This window comes from Paraburkholderia monticola (assembly GCF_001580545.1).
GTDB lineage: Bacteria > Pseudomonadota > Gammaproteobacteria > Burkholderiales > Burkholderiaceae > Paraburkholderia > Paraburkholderia monticola.
In genome coordinates this window covers 325,051-339,451 of the sequence record NZ_LRBG01000001.1, presented here as the reverse complement: position 1 = coordinate 339,451, position 14,401 = coordinate 325,051, and the positions used below count along the sequence as shown (strand labels likewise).

General features: G+C 65.2%; 11 protein-coding genes and 1 riboswitch. Of the genes, 6 read left to right on the top strand and 5 right to left on the bottom strand.

What is annotated here, in order from left to right; genetic code table 11:
* Positions 1-16: 16 nt before the first annotated feature.
* Positions 17-1,396 carry an MdtA/MuxA family multidrug efflux RND transporter periplasmic adaptor subunit gene (locus tag CI15_RS01510; RefSeq protein WP_062123603.1) on the bottom strand — a complete coding sequence of 460 codons (1,380 nt, stop codon included), beginning with the start codon at positions 1,394-1,396 and terminating at the stop codon, positions 17-19.
* A 372-nt stretch (positions 1,397-1,768) separates the two neighbouring features.
* A complete protein-coding gene (locus tag CI15_RS01505) occupies positions 1,769-2,614 on the bottom strand; it encodes an IclR family transcriptional regulator (protein ID WP_062123601.1) in 846 nt (281 codons plus the stop codon).
* 831 nt (positions 2,615-3,445) lie between these two features.
* Between CI15_RS01505 and CI15_RS01500 the strand changes: the two genes are divergently transcribed.
* A complete protein-coding gene (locus CI15_RS01500; protein WP_062123599.1) occupies positions 3,446-4,702 on the top strand; it encodes an acyltransferase family protein in 1,257 nt (418 codons plus the stop codon).
* 54 nt (positions 4,703-4,756) lie between these two features.
* Here the strand turns inward: CI15_RS01500 and crcB are convergent, their stop codons facing one another.
* Positions 4,757-5,137 carry a fluoride efflux transporter CrcB gene (crcB, locus tag CI15_RS01495; RefSeq protein ID WP_062123597.1) on the bottom strand — a complete coding sequence of 127 codons (381 nt, stop codon included), beginning with the start codon at positions 5,135-5,137 and terminating at the stop codon, positions 4,757-4,759.
* Positions 5,138-5,209: 72 nt separating this feature from the next.
* Positions 5,210-5,271: riboswitch (Fluoride riboswitch) on the bottom strand.
* Positions 5,272-5,348: 77 nt separating this feature from the next.
* Positions 5,349-6,536 carry an ammonium transporter gene (locus tag CI15_RS01490; protein WP_062123595.1) on the bottom strand — a complete coding sequence of 396 codons (1,188 nt, stop codon included), beginning with the start codon at positions 6,534-6,536 and terminating at the stop codon, positions 5,349-5,351.
* 407 nt (positions 6,537-6,943) lie between these two features.
* On the opposite strand from CI15_RS01490, the gene CI15_RS01485 reads away from it, so the two are divergent.
* Positions 6,944-8,719: a sensor histidine kinase gene (locus tag CI15_RS01485; protein ID WP_062123593.1), complete on the top strand. Its 1,776-nt coding sequence runs from the start codon at positions 6,944-6,946 to the stop codon at positions 8,717-8,719.
* Positions 8,720-8,798: 79 nt separating this feature from the next.
* Here CI15_RS01485 and CI15_RS01480 read toward each other — a convergent pair whose 3' ends face one another.
* Positions 8,799-9,380, bottom strand: coding sequence for a DJ-1/PfpI family protein (locus CI15_RS01480; RefSeq protein ID WP_062123887.1), 582 nt, complete (start codon positions 9,378-9,380; stop codon positions 8,799-8,801).
* A gap of 196 nt (positions 9,381-9,576) precedes the next feature.
* On the opposite strand from CI15_RS01480, the gene CI15_RS01475 reads away from it, so the two are divergent.
* The 4 genes from CI15_RS01475 (at position 9,577) to CI15_RS01460 (ending at position 14,352) form a co-directional block, all read left to right on the top strand.
* The gene (locus tag CI15_RS01475; RefSeq protein ID WP_062123885.1) at positions 9,577-10,041 is read left to right on the top strand and encodes a BCAL1086 family glycoprotein; all 465 of its coding nucleotides are present in this window, start codon (positions 9,577-9,579) and stop codon (positions 10,039-10,041) included.
* Between the two features lie 94 nt (positions 10,042-10,135).
* Positions 10,136-10,585: an Rrf2 family transcriptional regulator gene (locus CI15_RS01470; RefSeq protein WP_062123883.1), complete on the top strand. Its 450-nt coding sequence runs from the start codon at positions 10,136-10,138 to the stop codon at positions 10,583-10,585.
* A gap of 130 nt (positions 10,586-10,715) precedes the next feature.
* A complete protein-coding gene (locus CI15_RS01465) occupies positions 10,716-11,363 on the top strand; it encodes an NAD(P)-dependent oxidoreductase (RefSeq protein ID WP_062123591.1) in 648 nt (215 codons plus the stop codon).
* Between the two features lie 118 nt (positions 11,364-11,481).
* Complete coding sequence (locus tag CI15_RS01460) at positions 11,482-14,352, top strand: mechanosensitive ion channel family protein (RefSeq protein WP_062123588.1); 2,871 nt, start codon at positions 11,482-11,484, stop codon at positions 14,350-14,352.
* Positions 14,353-14,401: the final 49 nt, after the last annotated feature.

Below are 14,401 nucleotides of genomic sequence, written 5' to 3'. Positions count from 1 at the left end.
AGTGCCGTGCCTTTACTTATGACGATGCCTGCGAGGCGTGCCGGCCGCGATGCGCGTGCGCGCCGGAGGCGCCGGCCGGGGCGCTCGCGCCGTGCGCGCCGGATGCGGCACGGGGACGTTCGGCCGGAATCGTGATCTTCGCGCCTTCGCGCAGACGGTCCGAACCGTCGATCACGACGCGCTCGCCAACCGCGAGACCGGACTGGATGCTGGTGCGCTCGCCGTCCACCGGGCCGGGCTTGACCTGGCGCACGGTGACCGTGTTGTCGTCCTTCACGACGTAGACGAACGGACCCATCGAACCGTTCAGCACAGCAGAGGTCGGCACGATGACCGCGTTCTTGATCGTATCGACGAGCAGCCGCGTGTTGACGAACTGGTTCGGGAACAGCCCGTTGTCCTTGTTCTCGAAGATCGCGCGCAGCTTGATCGTGCCGGTGGTCGTGTCGATCTGGTTGTCCATCGTCTTCAGCGAGCCGACTTCGAGCGGGTGCGTGTTGCTGCGGTCGTACGCAGTCGCCGACAGCTGCTCGCCGTTTTGCGTGTGCTGGATGATCTGCTGCAGATTGTCTTCGGACGTCGTGAAGACCACGCTGATGGGATCGAGCTGCGTAATCACGACGATGCCGTTGGTGAGCCCCGAGGTCACGTAGTTGCCCGGATCGACCTGACGCAGGCCGACGCGCCCCGACACCGGCGCGGTGATGCGCGCGTACACGAGGTCGAGCTTGAAGCTGTCGATGTTCGCCTGGTCGGACTTCACCGTGCCTTCGTATTGCCGCACCAGCGACGCCTGCGTGTCGACCTGCTGGCTTGCGATCGAGTCTTGCGCGAGCAGCGTCTGATAGCGCTTCAGATCGAGACGCGCGGTGGCGAGCAGCGCCTCGTCGCGCACCAGCGTGCCCTCGGCGTTGCGCAACGAAATCTCATAGGGGCGCGGGTCGATCTGGGCCAGCACGTCGCCCTTCTTGACCATCTGGCCTTCCTTGAAATAGACGTCCTGCAGCACGCCGCTCAACTGCGGCAGCACGGTGACGGTGGCGAGCGGCGTGACCGTGCCGAGCGCGGTCAGCACGACCGGCATCTCGCCTTGGGTGGCGGCGGCGACGTGCACCGGCTGCGCCTGGTTGGCCATCGCGTTCGGACCGCCGCGGCCGAAGCGGCCGCCGCGCGCGCCGCTCGCCGCACCGGGCGCGCTCGCGCCGCCGCTGGGCGCGCCCCACGGATGCCAGCGCCACAGCACGACGCCGAGCACGACCAGCGCCGCGACGATCAGCGCGATGGTGCGGCCACGACGGCGTTTCACCGGGCCGGGCGCGCCCGATGGCGCGCCGCTCGTGGACGGCTGGGAAGCGGCGGGGCGTTGGGTTTCCGGGTGCTTTTGTTGTTCGTCCATCGGTTCGGTCAGGTGGCAGGCTGGGTGATGTGAGCCGCTCGTGCGTTCGACGCCGTTGGAAGGGCGGCTAAGCGGCACATGGGCGGCAGGTCAGGCGGTTGTCGCAGCGGGCGCCGCGCAAAAGTTCAGCGCGATGCTACCCGAGGCGCGGGACAGAGATGTTAACGCAATGCGAAATCATCACGGATGGGCGGGGCCATTTTCGGCGGCGCTCACGACTCGCCGCGCGCGTTCCCACGACGGGATGCGTGATCGTACGTTGCGGCCTCCGTAACAGTCCAGCCACGTATTTTTCGTTTGATTACGAAGGTTACAGGATGTTGGCGAATTGTCGGGTGAGGGCGCCGTTGGGCAATCGTCGCGGCCGCCGGCTCACTCGTCGAGCCGGCGCCCCGGCGCGCCGCCGATCTCCAGCACGATCTTGTCGATGCATTCGAGCAGCGCGGGCGCGGCGCGCGAAATCAGCCAGTCGCGTGGACACTGATCGGCCGAGCCGCCGCAATTGACCGCGTAGCGCTCGCCCGAGGGCCCGACGAAACCCAGCGCGATCGCATTCAGGCCGTCGTACCACTCGCCGGTGGCGATCGCGAAGCCTCGCTCGAGCGTGTCCTGGATCGCGCTTTCGAGACGACTGCCGATATAGCCCCAATCGTCGCCTTCGGCGGTCTGCAGCCCGGCGAGCAGCCGGTCACGGTCCGCCTGCGTGAGCGATGCGAGGTAGGCCCGGCCGACGGCGGTGCGCGTCAGACTCATGCGCGAGCCGATTTCGAGACGCGACACGAGCACCGCCGAACGCGGCCGGATCGTATCGATCACGACCATGTCATAGCGGTCGCGCACCGCGAGATGCACCGACAACGCGGTGCGTTCGGCCAGCTCGATCAGGAAGGGCCGGGCACGGGAGCGAATGTCGAAATTGCGTAGAAAGCCGTTGCTCAGTTCGAGTACCGACGAGGTCAGCACGAAGCGTTCGCTATCGGGCAGTCGCAGCAGAAAACCGGCGCCCACGAGCGTGGCGGTGATGCGCGACACGGTGGGCTTCGGGATGCCGGTCAACTCGGCAAGTTCACGGTTGCTGAGCGGGGCGTGCGCGGCGGCGACCGCGCGCAGCACGGTGAGCCCGCGTGCGAGCGCGGTGACTTCATCGCCCGGGCTGTCCTTGTCTTTACTGGTCTGGGCCTTGGTGGGTGCGGTCTGGTTGGGCGCGGATCGATTCATGCGTTTTTTTGGAATGATATTTCAAATTACTCGTTCGACTGCCTGTTGACGAGCGCTTGCCGAGGGCGCTGGCATCTCCAAACCGGGGTATCCATTCATTTGTCTTTGAGAAAGGTCATTGTATCGAAGCGCATTGCCGATCGATCCGCGTTACTCGATGTTTTGCTTGACTTAGTCAGCATAACCATAAAAAATGGAACCTCATTTCGAAAGCCCGCTTCCGCTGACTGCTTTTGGTGCATGTAGGCGGAAAATCCCCGAAATCCAGGATCGACTGCCCATCCAATGGGCTCAATGGCTTCTTCGTGGCTTCCGAATACCGTCTCTCAGGTTCTAGCACGGCCCTCGGAATGGCTAGAACTTTTTAAGGCGTCACGGCAACGTGACGCCTTTTTTTTATTATCAGCGCAGATCGTAAACAAAGAAAGCTATCGGCACACACGGGGGCTGGAAGCTGCAAATATTGGGATGGAAATGCTTGCGTGGCAGCTACGCTAGCTTACATTTGCAACAAAGTAATTTTCGAATTGCCTGTCGGGCAGGTTTTGATTTTCCTGCTCCGGTTTTTGTTCATTTTTTCCGGCACCTGATTCTCATTATCGCGCGGGTAAAAGGGGCGGTGAAACCGCGCTTTTATCCGTCCCGCCTGTAAAACCCGGTTTTTGCGGCGCCATTAGGTGCGAAACCGCACATACCGCTTGCTGCCCGTCAATGAATCATGCTTGGCGTATTGAGTCGCGCAAATACTTTCAATTGAAAAAAGAAGAATCATCTGATTATGAAAGGGTGCGCAATAAATAGATATTTCCATGTAAGAAAAAGGAAATTGAAATGAAGGGGATGCTGCCCGGGCTGGACGTTCTGCGGTTCCTGCTGGCCTGCTATCTGGTCGTGTTCCACACGCTCGTGACCTACCCCGAGGCCCGGACGATGCCATTGGCCGACCTGTTCAAGTTCGGCGGCTGCGCGACGAGTATCTTTTTCATCCTGTCAGGATTTATTCTGTCGCACGTTTCGGTGGAAACTAAAACCGGTGAAATAAAAAGAGTTTCAGCATCGAAATTTTTTATCAATCGCTTTAGTAATATCTATCCGATTCACATTATTACGCTGGTGCTGAGCATTGCACTGCTGGCCGTGAATTCCCATCCATTTGACACCGACCTGAGTAATCTCGATTCGGCGCCGCCGATCATCCACACCATGAGTGGTGGAGAAATGGCTGTCAATGCGGTTTTGCAGATTCTGTTATTGCAGGCGTGGAATCCATTTTATCTGTCGTTCAATATTCCTTCGTGGTCGCTGTCGACGCTGTTCTTTTTCTATTTGTTGTTTCCGGCACTCGCGCCACGCCTGCTGTCGATGCGCCGCAAGTCGATGATGCTGCTGGCGATGTGGGCCGCTAGCCTGTTGCCGCCGCTGATCGTCGTCGCAGGTGGTTGGTATGGGGTGTGGACCATTGGCATGTTGCACACCAATCCGCTGATACGGCTCCCGGAATTTCTGGCGGGCATTCTTGCTTACGGGATATTCGCGGCGAATGCTGAACGCATTACCCGCATCATTACGCGTTATCAATGGATCATATTCGGGTGTTTAGGGGCGCTTTTCATCGGTGCGACTTTTCTGTTTACGGCGGGTCTGCGTTCCTGGGAAGTGCTGCTTCACAATGGCGCGCTATTACCTGCGCAAGTCGCCGTGATTTTCGTCGGCGCGAGCGTCATGCAGACTGCGTCGCCGCGCGTCACCGCGTGGACGAGGCGGCTTGGCAACGCTTCGTTGTCGATCTTCGCTCTCCAATACCCGATATTTATCGCGTTTCTCAAAGTGCAGAAGCTGCTTCGCATGCCGAATTCGCTTTTATCCTGCGTGCATCAACCGCATCTGTGCAGTCAGGCAGCGAGCCAGGTGCAGGTGCACTTTTCTGCCTATCCGGTCTATCTGGTCGTGGTTCTGGTGGCGTCGGTGCTGTTTCAGGAGCGGATCGTGGTGCCGGTCAGGACCGCCTTGCGCCGAGTGTTGAGGCGTCGTTGGGACACTGCGCGGCCCGCGCCGCTGTCCGTGCCATCGGTAGCCGAGACACCGTGAGACATTTGAGCTGATGCTGAGCCGGCCAAGCGCTGACGTGTCAGAGGCTGCGCGTCAGCGCGCCAGCAGCGAAACGGTCGCGATGCCGAGAATCGTCATGATCAGCGACGCGCTCACATGGATCGCCACTTCGCCCGCCGCCCAGCCGAGCCGGCCGTCCTGCAGCCGCTGCACGACCTCCGCGGAGAACGTCGAGAACGTGGAGAGGCCGCCCATCAGACCCGTGATCACGAAGAGCCGCCATTCCGGCGCGAGCTGCGGCACGCGCGCGAAGCCCGCCACCGCGACCCCGATGATGTAGCCGGCGATCACATTGGCGGCGAGCGTGCCGAGCGGCAGGTCGCTAAAGACCGCGTTCAGGCGAATGCCGAGGAACCAGCGGAACAACGAGCCGAGTGCGCCGCCGATCGCGACAGCGAGAAATGACCAATACATGGAAGAGGATCGAAACCGGAATGTCGACAAACCGGTTGAGGCGGGCGAGTTGATGCCGCGTCCGCATAACCGGGCGTAGCAGGCATCATCAGCCCCAAGGGCGGTTAATGGAGAATGCCATCTCCAGGCGCGCAGTCTAACACCGGCGCGGGCATTTGGGGACAGGCGCGTGAGCCGCGCCCGTGGTGTTTCCCTCGTGCGCCGCCGGGTCTTACTCTGCTGTTGCCGAGATCTTGTGAATCGACAGATCGGCGCCGTTGTACTCCTCTTCCTGGTCGAGCCGCAGTCCAACCGTCATGCGGATCACGCCGTACACGACGGTGCCGCCGAGCGTCGCCACGACGATGCCGCCAAGCGTGCCGATCAACTGCGACGCGAACGACACGCCGCCCAGGCCGCCGAGCGCGTGGCTGCCGAAGATGCCGGCCGCAATGCCTCCCCAGGCGCCGCACAGGCCGTGCAGCGGCCACACGCCGAGCACGTCGTCGATGCGCCAGCGGTTCTGCACGCAGGTGAACATGTAGACGAACAGCACACCGGCGATGCCGCCCGTGACGAGCGCACCGAGCGGATGCATCAGATCCGAGCCCGCGCACACGGCCACGAGTCCCGCGAGCGGACCGTTGTACGTGAAGCCCGGGTCGTTACGGCCCGCGAACCACGCGCTCAGCGTGCCGCCGACCATCGCCATCAGCGAGTTGACCGCGACGAGGCCGCTGATTTTGTCGAGCGTCTGCGCGCTCATCACGTTGAAGCCGAACCAGCCGACCGTCAGCACCCATGCGCCGAGCGCGAGAAACGGAATGTTCGACGGCGGATGCGCGGCGATGCCGCCGTCGCGGTGATAGCGGCCGTGACGCGCGCCCAGCAGCAGTACGGCCGGCAGCGCGACCCAGCCGCCGAACGCGTGCACCACCACCGAGCCCGCGAAATCATGGAACGGCGCGCCGAAAGCCTGCGTGAGCCAGTCCTGGATGCCGAAGCGGTCGTTCCACGCGATACCCTCGAAGAACGGATAGACGAAGCCGACCAGCACGAACGTCGCGAACAGCTGCGGGTTGAATTTCGAGCGCTCGGCGATGCCGCCCGACACGATCGCGGGGATCGCGGCGGCGAATGTCAGCAGGAAGAAAAAGCGCACGAGGCCATAGCCGTTGTGCTCGGCGAGCGACGCGGCGTTGCCGAAAAACTGCACGCCGTACGCGATCGTGTAGCCGATGAAGAAATACGCGATCGTCGAGACCGCGAAGTCCACCAGAATCTTGACCAGCGCATTGACCTGATTTTTCTTGCGCACGGTGCCGAGCTCGAGGAATGCGAACCCCGCGTGCATCGCCAGCACCATGGCGGCGCCGATCAGAAGAAACTCGGTATCGGCGCCGTATTTCAGACTTTCCATCGATGTGTCCCGCTTAGCCAAAAAAGTGCGCTATGTCAGCAAGAAGTGGGCCAATGTTGTGCCGATCGCGTCGACACGGTGCAATCGGGCACCGGGATGGGAATCCGGACGCGTTGGCGCGATGCGCCGCACGCAGGCGGCATGCACCTGATCGGCGAGAAAAAGCACAATAAAAGTGCATATCCTTGCGAGGGTGAAACGGATGACCCAACCGGGGGCGAAATATTCGATTTCAATTACACGGTCCTTCGGAATCCTGACGCATATGACGCCCGCCGGTCGCGCCGATGCCCATTCCTGGCGCACCATCGCCGTGTTTTCGACCCTCTTTGTTTTTGTCCGCAAACGCCGACATAATGTGCCGACTCCGTGCGTGATCCGCCGGCCAACTACTCCAATGCGCACGCATGAGACTGACCACTAAGGGCCTGTTGCTGATCGCGATCCCGGCCGTCCTCGAACTCGCGCTGCTCTCCGGGCTCGTGAAGGCACAAGCCGACGCGACGTCGGCGGAGCGGTGGGCGATGCACAGCGAGGAAGTGCTGCGCCAGACCACCGCGATTCTCGATCCGGTGCTGTCCGAATCGGTCGCGCTGCGCGGCGCGGTGCTCGCCAACGACGTGCATTTCACGACGCCGGTCTCGGTGTGGGTGGATGTCGACCGGCGCATCGATCAACTCGCCGAACTCGTCGCCGACAATCCCGCGCAGGTCGAGCGCGTGGTCGAGGTGCGCCAGGCGGTGCAGGCATACCGCCAGTGGTCGGACCGGATCCAGGACCTGCTGCACGCCGGGCGGCGTGGCGAAATTCTCAAGCGCTTCCACGATCTCGCCCAGGCCGATGTGCTCGATCGTTTTCGTCTGGAGGTGAGCGCGTTCCAGGCCGAGGAGCGCCGCCTCGACACCTCGCGCTCGAATACGGTCGCCGCCGTGCGCGAGCGCGAGCAGACGCTGATCGTCGCGGCCGCGTTGGGCTCGCTGCTGTTCGTCGCGCTCGCCATCGGGATGTTCACGCGCGGCGTGCGGGGCCGGCTCGCGCTGCTGTCCGACAACGCCGGACGGCTCGCCGGCAACGAGCCGCTCGCGCCGATCGGCACGGGCCGCGACGAGATCGCGCGGCTCGATCTGACCTTGCACGAGACGAGCCGGCGTCTGCTCGAAGCCGAGCGCATCGAGGCGCGCTTTCACGCGGACCTCGAGCGTCGCGCCGCCGAACTTGCGCGCATCAACGAGACGCTGCGCCAGCAGACCCAGGAAAACGAAATGTTCATCTACAGCGTGTCGCACGACCTGCGTGCGCCGCTCGTGAACCTGCAGGGCTTTTCGAAGGAACTGATCCGCGCCTGCGACGAGTTGCGCGACGCGGTGCGCGGCTCGTCGCTCGCGGTGAGCACGCGCGAACGTATCGAGCGGATCGTCGACGAAGACATCGGCGAGGCGTTGCATTATCTGCAGACCGCCGTGCTGCGCTCGTCGCACATCATCGACGCGCTGTTGCGGCTGTCGCGCGTCGGACGGGTCGAGTACCGGCGCCAGAAGGTCGACGTGCGCGACATCGTGCAGCGCGTCGTCGATGCGATGCAGGGCTCGATCCGCGCGCGGCGCGCCCGCGTGACGGTTGGCGAACTGCCCGCGGTCTGGGGCGATCCGACCGCGCTCGAACAGATCTTCGCGAACCTGGTCGGCAATGCGGTCAACTATCTGCACCCGGCTCGCGAAGGCCGCATCGAAATCGGCACCACGCCCGCGCCGCCGGGCGTGCATTCGCTGCGGATCTTCTACGTGCGCGACAACGGCCTCGGCATTCCGGCGATCGCGCTGCCGCGCCTGTTCATCGCGTTCCAGCGCCTGCATGACAATGCGGCGGTCGGCGAGGGCATTGGCCTCGCGCTCGTGCGGCGGATGGTCGAGCGGCACGGTGGCCGCGTGTGGGCCGAATCGAAGGAGGGGGTGGGGACGACGTTGTATCTGTCTCTGCCGGAGGCGGGGGCGGCGCGCTCGGCGTTGTCGGCGGCAGGCGCGCCTGCACTCGCCGTCGCGGGCGCGGCTCTGACGACGCAGGCGGCCCAGGCGACGCGTGGTGCGCCCGGGAGCGCGCAAGGCGCGGCAGGTTCTGGTTTGGTCGCGGGCAGTGGTTCGCCCGCACCTGCGATCGACGCGGTGCGAGGAATCAGTACGCGGTAGAAGCGGGTGGCTGCTGTTGCGCGCAGTTGCGGCGACCGTCGCTGCATGTCGACGCTCGCCGCCCGAGCGGGGTTCCGGCTCAGTGCTCGATACGCGTGCCGAGCAGCACGAGGAACTGGCGCAGCCACTCGGGATGCGCGGGCCACGCGGGCGCGGTGACGAAGTTGGCGTCGGTGATCGCGGCATCGACGGGGATGTCGGCGTACTCGCCGCCCGCCAGCTTGACTTCGGGCGCGCAGGCCGGATACGCGGAGATGCGCTTGCCACGGATCACGTCGGCGGCCGCCAGCAGTTGCGCGGCATGGCAGATCGCGGCGATCGGCTTGCCCGCCTCGGCGAACTGCCGGACGATGTCGATCACCTTCGGATTGAGCCGCAGATACTCGGGCGCGCGGCCGCCGGCGATAGCGAGCGCGTCGTATTGGCGCGGATCGACGTCCTCGAAGCTGGCGTTCAGCGTGAACTGGTGGCCGGGCTTTTCGGTGTAGGTCTGGTCGCCCTCGAAATCATGGATCGCGGTCTTCACGCGCTCACCCGCGCGCTTGTCCGGGCAGACCGCGTCGACCACGTGGCCGACCGCCTGTAGCGCCTGAAACGGCACCATCGTTTCGTAATCCTCGGCGAAGTCGCCGGTCAGGAACAGAATCTTCTTTGCCGCCATCGTATGTCTCCAGTTGATCAACGGAACACTGAGATGCTGATAGATGCTGGTCATTGCTCAGGCAGTCTACTCCCTCATGTTTGACAGAACCGCGACCGGCGCGCCGCTGCAGCGCAAACCGGCGGCGCGGCGCAACGGCGGTATCATGGCTGCATCTTCGCTTGCGCGAGCCGCCCCGCGCGGCTCCTTCCAGATCATGACTTCATCCCATTCCTCATCGTTATTGCGCCGCGCGGCAGTCGTGGTCCTCGTGTTCGGTGCGCTGGCCGCGTGCGAGAAGCACGACGCGGCGGCCGACCAGGCGGCGAGCAAGCTCAACGACGCTGCGCAGCTGGCCGGTCAGAAGCTCAATCAGGCCGCGAGCTACGTCGGCCAGCAGGTCGCCGCGACCAAGGACGCCGCGCAGCAGAACCTCGCAGCGGCGTCCGCGCCGTCGATCAGGATCGACCCGGGCGCATTGGCGTCGAGCGCGCAGGCCAATCTGCAGAACGCGGCGAGCGCGGCCAACGCGCAGATCGGCCGAGCCGCGTCGGTCACGGGCCAGGGCCTCGAAACGGCGGGGCGCAAGCTGCAGGCGTGGTCGGCGCAGAATGCGGGCACCTCGGCTTCGTCGAGCGCGTCGACCGATTCGTCCGACGCGCAGAAGCAGATGGACAAATGACGGGCGCCTCGTTCGATGCGCGCGACCCCGGTTTGACGTTGCGCAAAAGTGTAATTATCATGCGTACACATTGTCGTTGTGGGACGGGGTTGCGGTGAACACGAGTAGCCGGTTTTCGTTTGCGGTGCATGTGCTTGCGCTGCTGTCGTTGCAGGGCGGTGTGCCGTTGTCGTCGGAGATGATCGCCGGGAGCGTGAATACGAATCCCGTGCTGATCCGCCGGCTGCTGGGCATGCTCTCCGAAGCCGGGCTCACCACCTCGCAGATGGGCGCCGGTGGCGGCGCGCTGCTTGCGCGGCGGCCCGAGCAGATCACGCTGCTCGAGGTTTATCGCGCGGTGGAGGACGCGCGCCTGTTCGCGTTGCATCGCGAGGAGCCGAATCCCGCATGCATGGTGGGGCGCAATATCCAGGAAGTGCTGAGCGGTATCATCGACGAAGCCCAGCAGGCCATGGAAGCATCGCTGGCCGCACGCACGCTCGCGGATGCCACCGCCGACGTCGTGCGCTCGGAGAAGCGGCGCGAACGCAAGCGCCGCGCTTGAGTGTGCGTTCGCGCATGACAAACGGACAAGCGGACAAACGGACAAACGGACGGGGTGAACGCCCCGCTTTTTTTCTGGTTATATGTAACCTATTGGATTACATATAAGACAACCTGTGGAGTGTATTGAAATGAGCAAGCAACTGAAGATCGCCTTGTTTGGCGCGACCGGCATGATCGGTTCGCGGATCGCCGCGGAAGCCGCGCGTCGCGGGCATCAAGTGACGGCGCTCGTGCGCGATCCGGCGCGCGTGCCGGCCGGCGTCGCGAATCTGCAGGCGGCGCAGGCCGATCTGCTCGACGCCGCGAGTGTCGGCGCCGCGGTGCGTGGTCAGGACCTCGTCGCCAGCGCGTATGCGCCGCCCCAGGACGATCTCGCGACGCTGACGAAGGCCACCCGCGCGCTCGTCGAAGGGGTGCGCTCGGCCGGGCTGAAACGCCTCGTCGTGGTGGGCGGCGCGGGCTCGCTCGAAGTCGCGCCGGGCAAGCAACTGGTCGATACCGACGGCTTTCCTGACGCGTACAAGGGCATCGCGCTCGCGCATCGCGACGCGTTCGACTACTACCGCGGCGTGACCGATCTCGACTGGACGTTCTTCGCGCCGGCCGCGCTGATCGCGCCGGGCGAGCGCACCGGCAAGTTCCGCACGGGCGCGAATACGCTGATCGCGGACGCGGAGGGCAACAGCCGCATTTCGGCCGAAGACTACGCGGTCGCGTTCGTCGACGAGCTGGAGCAGGGCCGCTTCATCCGCCAGATCGCGACGGTGGCGTACTGACGACTGGCGTAGCGAATCCGCCGGGCGCGCAAGCGTACTAACATTCGGTTACGCATGTTCGGGCGCGCCGGGTAAAACTGCGGCTACACTGGCGTCTCCCGTTTTCTTACGGATTGCCATGCAGTCATGCCCGTCGCGGCGTGAGTCCGAGGCTGCGCCGTCTGACGGCGCACAGCAGCCGGCGATTCGCGACGCTGCCCATTTCTCCTTCGATCCCACCGCTCGCGATCCTTCCAGCGGCGCCGCCAGCCCGCGCGCGCCGGTGCGCGTGCGCGCGTCGGCCGGCGCCTGGTTCATCGCGCTGCTGTGCGCCGCGCTGGTTCTGTGCGCCGGCGCGCTGCCGCGCACCGCGCAAGCCGCGGGCCCCGCGGTCGGTGGTGGCACGCCGGTGATCCCGGCGTTGCAGAGCCTGATCAACAGCGCGACGGTCAACGCGGCGCCCGCGTCCGCGGCCTCGGCTGCGTCGGCGGCCGAGGCGGCCTCGGCGCCGTCGCCCGCAAGCCAGGCGGAGCTCGCGCGCTCGCTCGACAGCGTGATCGCCACGCTCGACAACGACCGTCAGCGCAGCGCGCTCGTCGCCCAGCTGAAAAAGCTGCGCGACGTGTCGCAAGGCGCCGCGCAGGCCGTCGGGCCGGCCGCGCCCGCGCAACCGAGCCCGGGCCTGCTCGGCGCGATCGCCTCGGGCATCGCGTCGTTCGAATCGGATGTGCATCAGGGCCGCACGCCAGTGCGCTACTGGAGCGGGCGCGTGACCGCGGCCGGCAACGAGCTCTACACGATCGTCTCGGGCCAGGGACGCGAGGGCCTCGGCGAGATCCTGTTGTCGATGGTGGCGATGCTGGCCGGCTGGGGCGCGTGTGCCGGCGCGCTGATCTATCTGCAGCACCGGCTGTACCAGCGCTTCGGCATCGAGTTCGCGCTGCGGCCCAATCCCACCACGCTCGAGCTCGTGATCTTCGCGCTGCGCCGCGTCGGACCCTGGATCATTGCGTTCATCGCGGCGCTGCTGTTCGTGCGCGCGATGCCCGATGCGCTCGGCCGCACGCTCGGCCTCGTGGTCGCGTACGCGATCGTCGCGGGCGCGGTGTTTTCGGCGATCTGTCTGATCATGTTTTCGCTGTTCGGCTCGGGCCACCGGCGCGTCGCGGTGCGCCTGCTGATCGATCACGCGCGCCGCGTGCTGTTCGTGATCGGCGTGTGCGGCGCGCTCGGCGACGCGGCCGTCAATTACGACGTCGAGCATCAGCTCGGCACCAATCTCGCCGCGCTGATTTCGACCGCGGCCAACATGACGGCCGCCGTGCTGACCGGCTATTTCGCGCTGGCGTTCCGCCGGCCGGTCGCGCACCTGATCCGCAACCGGCCTTACGAACAGCGCAACGACCACAAGGCCGCCACCGATGCGTTCGACGTGCTCGGCGCGCTGTGGCACGTGCCGGTGCTGGTGCTGGCGGCCGCATCGGTGGTCGCGACGCTCGGCGGCTCCGGTTCGAGCGAAAACGTGTTGCAGATCTCGATCGTCACCGCGCTGTTGCTGGTGCTGGCGTTCTTCCTGTCGGCGATCGTGCTGCGCATGACGCGGCCGCGCAGCGCCCGCGCGCGGCGCCGCTCGCCGTACCTGACGCGGCTACTGCGCTTTTGCGGCACGTTGCTCACGCTGTTCATCTGGCTATTTTTCTTCGAATTGGCGGCGCGCCTGTGGGGTGTGTCGCTCGCCGCGGTGATCGAGAAAAACGTCGCGGCGCGCGGCGTCGCGCATGCGATGACGGCCATCGTCGCGACGCTGTTCATCGCGTGGCTGCTGTGGATTCTGGTCGACACCGCGATCACCGAGTCGCTCAATCCGGCCGGCCCGCGCAACAAGGGGCGCAGCCCGAGCATGCGCGCGCGCACGATGCTGCCGCTGGTGCGCAACGTGTTGCTGGTGACCATCATGACGATCGCGGGCATCGTCACCGCCGCGAACCTCGGCATCAACGTGACGCCGCTGCTCGCGGGCGCGGGCGTGATCGGTCTGGCGATCGGTTTCGGCGCGCAGTCGCTGGTGACCGACCTGATCACAGGGCTCTTCATCATCATCGAGGACACGATCACGGTCGGAGACTGGATCGACGTCGATGGCGGCCACGCGGGCACGGTCGAGCATCTGTCGATCCGCACGGTGCGGCTGCGCGACGGGCAGGGCGCGATCCACGCGATTCCGTTCTCGCAGATCAAGATCGTGAAGAACCTGTCGCGCGATTTCGCGTACGCGGTGTTCGAAGTGCGCATGTCGTTTTCGACCGACGTCGACGTGATCACGCAACTGATCCGTGAAGTCGGCGCCGAGCTGATGGCCGATTTTCGTTACCGGCGCGAGATGCTCGGTCCGATCGAGGTGTGGGGCCTCGACCGCTTCGATCCGAACTGGATGGTCGTCAAAGGGCAGATCAAGACGCGGCCGCTGCAGCAATGGAGCATCGCGCGCGCGTTCAACCTGCGGCTCAAGCGCAAGATGGACGAGGCGGGGATCGAGATTCCGGTCGCCTACATGCGGGTGTACAGGTCATCGAAGGATCATGAGGGCGAGCCGTTGCGCGACGATGAGATGGCCGGTTTCAGCGCGCCTGCGGATACCGCCGGCGATGACGGCAGGCACTTGCAGGGCGACGTGCCGCAGCGGACGCGGGACAGCGGGCACGACAAGGCTCAGGGCGTGGCGTCGGAGCGAGGTCGCGAGAAAGTCCATGAAAGCGCGCACGAAGTTACGCACCGAGCCGCGCACGAAGGCCCGCGCGAAAGAGCCCGCGAAGCAGCGCACGGGTATCCGCGCGAAGCGGAGTATGAAGCGGGCGGTATGGGCCCGGCGGCGCGTGGGGCGGCGCATGTGCCGCTTGCGCCGGCGCGTGACGTGTCGCACGAACCGCGTCCGGCGCCGCCGCCGACCGGACAGAGCGAGCCGATTCCGCCGCAGATTCCGACGGCGGGTGATGGGAGTGGGAAGACTTGAGGCGGGCTTTGGCCGCGGGCCGTGCGACGACGGCCGCGCGCTGCGTCAT

What these genes read in the sequence shown, in the direction of transcription:
- CI15_RS01490 (WP_062123595.1), bottom strand. Translation starts at nt 6,536, where the DNA reads ATGGAAAGTCTGAAATACGGCGCCGATACCGAGTTTCTTCTGATCGGC.
- CI15_RS01510 (WP_062123603.1), bottom strand. Translation starts at nt 1,396, where the DNA reads ATGGACGAACAACAAAAGCACCCGGAAACCCAACGCCCCGCCGCTTCC.
- CI15_RS01475 (WP_062123885.1), top strand. Translation starts at nt 9,577, where the DNA reads ATGACTTCATCCCATTCCTCATCGTTATTGCGCCGCGCGGCAGTCGTG.
- CI15_RS01485 (WP_062123593.1), top strand. Translation starts at nt 6,944, where the DNA reads ATGAGACTGACCACTAAGGGCCTGTTGCTGATCGCGATCCCGGCCGTC.
- CI15_RS01460 (WP_062123588.1), top strand. Translation starts at nt 11,482, where the DNA reads ATGCAGTCATGCCCGTCGCGGCGTGAGTCCGAGGCTGCGCCGTCTGAC.
- CI15_RS01465 (WP_062123591.1), top strand. Translation starts at nt 10,716, where the DNA reads ATGAGCAAGCAACTGAAGATCGCCTTGTTTGGCGCGACCGGCATGATC.
- CI15_RS01505 (WP_062123601.1), bottom strand. Translation starts at nt 2,614, where the DNA reads ATGAATCGATCCGCGCCCAACCAGACCGCACCCACCAAGGCCCAGACC.
- CI15_RS01500 (WP_062123599.1), top strand. Translation starts at nt 3,446, where the DNA reads ATGAAGGGGATGCTGCCCGGGCTGGACGTTCTGCGGTTCCTGCTGGCC.
- CI15_RS01480 (WP_062123887.1), bottom strand. Translation starts at nt 9,380, where the DNA reads ATGGCGGCAAAGAAGATTCTGTTCCTGACCGGCGACTTCGCCGAGGAT.
- crcB (WP_062123597.1), bottom strand. Translation starts at nt 5,137, where the DNA reads ATGTATTGGTCATTTCTCGCTGTCGCGATCGGCGGCGCACTCGGCTCG.